The organism is Collinsella sp. LCP21S3_A3, from assembly GCF_052118905.1.
GTDB lineage: Bacteria > Actinomycetota > Coriobacteriia > Coriobacteriales > Coriobacteriaceae > Collinsella.
The window spans coordinates 1-2,772 of record NZ_JBQKGH010000037.1; the positions used below are offsets into that span (position 1 = coordinate 1).

Annotated in this window: 2 protein-coding genes; both read left to right on the forward strand. The window is 65.4% G+C overall.

All coding sequences use genetic code 11. The annotated features are described in order from the left end of the window. Positions 1-427, forward strand: a 427-nt coding sequence (locus tag ACTQ0H_RS09175) for a hypothetical protein (RefSeq protein WP_441203830.1), incomplete at its 5' end; no start/stop codon positions are given. A 2-nt stretch (positions 428-429) separates the two neighbouring features. Further along, on the forward strand, positions 430-2,772 hold a 2,343-nt coding region (locus tag ACTQ0H_RS09180; RefSeq protein WP_441548078.1), incomplete at its 3' end, for an LAGLIDADG family homing endonuclease.

Sequence of the window (2,772 nt, forward strand, 5' to 3'; positions counted from 1 at the left end):
TTTCTCCCCCCTGCAATTCGCGATGGGGGTCGCGCGAGGTCCAGATTGGGGGACTGTAGTGGAGCAGGTCGAGTCTCCTGTCCTATCGGGTCGGGTGCTGGATGACGGCTTTGGCGAGTCGGTGCGGCAGGCGACTGATGCGGCGCTGCGTGAGTGTCCGCCGTCGCGTCGTGCGCGTGGCTTGGTGGCGGTGATACGTCGTCTTGCTGACGCGATCGATGCGATCGATGCGGAGGGCCTGAATCCGGCGGGGAAGCTGGACAATGTGACGATCCCGACATATCTGCGGTATGCGGAGGCGCTGGGTATGACGCTGTCGAAGGCGGCGTCGCCCCCCAAGCCCGAGGCCCACGTGGTGCCTGATGATTCGCCGGGTGCGAGGATCATCGCGATGCAGCAGCGGGCGTCTCGTCGTGGGGCGAGCTGACGATGGCTGCTCGGCTCGGTTCGACGGTGCCGAGGGTCTACACGCCCCCGTTGCGTCCGCTGGAGCCTCGGTCTGAGGAGACGGAGCGGTGGACGCTCGGCTACCAGGTCTGCGACTTCGCGGAGCACGTCCTGCGGATGCCGCTCCTGCCGTGGCAGCAGTGGTTCATGGTCCACGGCCTCGAGTTGCTGGACGATGGCTCGTTCCGGTTCAAAACTTTGGTGTTGCTGGTGGCTCGCCAGAACGGCAAGTCGACGATCTCGCTGGTGCTGGGCCTCTACGCGCTGTACGTGCTCCGGTGGGGTACGGTGCTCGGCGTCGCGCAGGGGTTGGACACGGCTGAGGAGATTCTCGACCTCGCGTCGGAGCTGGTGACTGCTACCGAGGAGGATGACGACGGCGAGGAGCAGCCGCTGCGGCCGTGGTTGGCTGATCAGGTTGCCAAGGTGGTGGCGATCAACGGCAAACGGGCGCTACTGCTGCGCGGGCGCCGTCGATGGAAGGTGAAGGCGGCGTCGAGGGCCGCGGCTCGTGGCTTCTCTGGCGATCTGATCCTGTTCGATGAGCTGCGTGAGCAGAGGAACTGGCTCGCGTGGGGCGCGGTCACAAAATCGACGATGGCGCGGCCTCATGCCCTGATCCTGGCGATGTCGAACGCGGGCGACGTGATGTCGGTGGTGCTGAAACAGTTGCGGCGGATCGCACACTTAGCGCTCGGTGACCCGGACGGCATCTGCGAGCTGACACCGCTCGAGAAGTACGCGCTGGCGGCTGATGATGCGGCCGCGGACGAGGCGTCTGCGGACACGGTTTTCCTGGCGGAGTGGTCGGCTGCCCCCGGTCGTGCGAAGGGTGACCGTGCTGGGTGGTGTGAGGCGAATCCGTCGCTGGGATACCTGATCGACGAGCGCACCGTCCTCGGCGCCTACCAGACCGATCCTGAGTGGGTGTTCCGCTGCCTAGACGTCGCCACCCCCACCCTCACGCGGCGCGGATGGGTTCCCATGGGCGACATCGCGGTTGGCGATCAAGTCAAGGGCGTCAATGGCGAGTGGGTGAACGTGGTCGGGAAGTCGCCGGTTCACACCGGACGAACCTGCTACCGGGTAACGCTCAATGATGGGCGATCTGTGGTCTGCGACGAGGGCCACCTATGGACCGTGTCTGACCGACGTAGGCCGGGGCGAGTCGAGACGCTCCGCACCTCTGAGCTGATTGACCGCGGGGTGACGTACTACAACCCGAGCATGGGCTACGACGTACGGAACTTCACGCTCCCCAAGGTGGAGCCGCTCGACGGTCCCGAGGTCGATCTCCCGGTCCATCCCTACCTGCTCGGCTTGTGGCTAGGAGACGGCAGCAAGCACGCCGCGATGGTATTTGTCGAGGCTAGGGACCGGGCGCACATCGAGCGCCGGATCGTCGAATGCGGCGGCACTGTGACCACTTCGGCCAAGGACTCGGAGAACTGCTACCGCATTGGATTCCAAGTCGGTGGGTATGGGCGCTTCACAGGCGCCCTCCGTGCGCTTGGTGTGCTCAAGAACAAGCACATCCCAGACATTTACCTGACCGCTTCCCGTGAGCAGCGCTTGCAGCTCCTCCAAGGGCTTATGGATTCCGACGGAACCATCCACAAGAAGACGGGAAGGTCCACCTTCACGAACACCGACATGCGACTCATCAGAGGCGCCCGCTCGCTGGTCAGATCACTGGGGTGGAAGACCTCTGAACTCGACGGTGGCGAATACGGCAAGAGGGGGCACAAGCTGCGTTTCGACGTGTCATTCACGACGCGACCTGACGATATGCTGCCCGCGACCCTCCCGAGGAAGCTGGCCAATCTTCGCGCGTCTCGCTCCCGTCGAGATGTTCGGCCAGCCACGATTGCGCGGATCGAGACCGTGCCGTCAGTGCCTGTCTGCTGCATCAAGGTAGACGCTCCCGACTCGCTATTCCTCGCCGGCGATCTGATCCCGACGCACAACACGGAGGTGCTGTGTCAGTGGCCGGACGGGGCGATCGAGTCGCCCTACCCGCCCGGCACGTGGGACGCGTGCGCGAATGAGCCGGTCGATGGCCCGTCGGGGCCGCGTCTGGCTGACGAGGACACGCTGGCTGGCCCGCTGGTGGCGGCGATCGACGTGACTGACGACAAGTCACGAGCCCATGTGGTGATCGCTGGGTACCGCGCCGACGGGCGTCCGCAGATCGAGCATCGCGCCTCGCGTGTCGGGACGCACTGGATCGAGGGGTACCTGTCGTCGCCGGAGGTGGAGCGCCGGTTGACGTGTGTGACTGGGCAGGAGCGTGGCGCTCCCGTGTCGGCTGTCCTGGCTGACCTG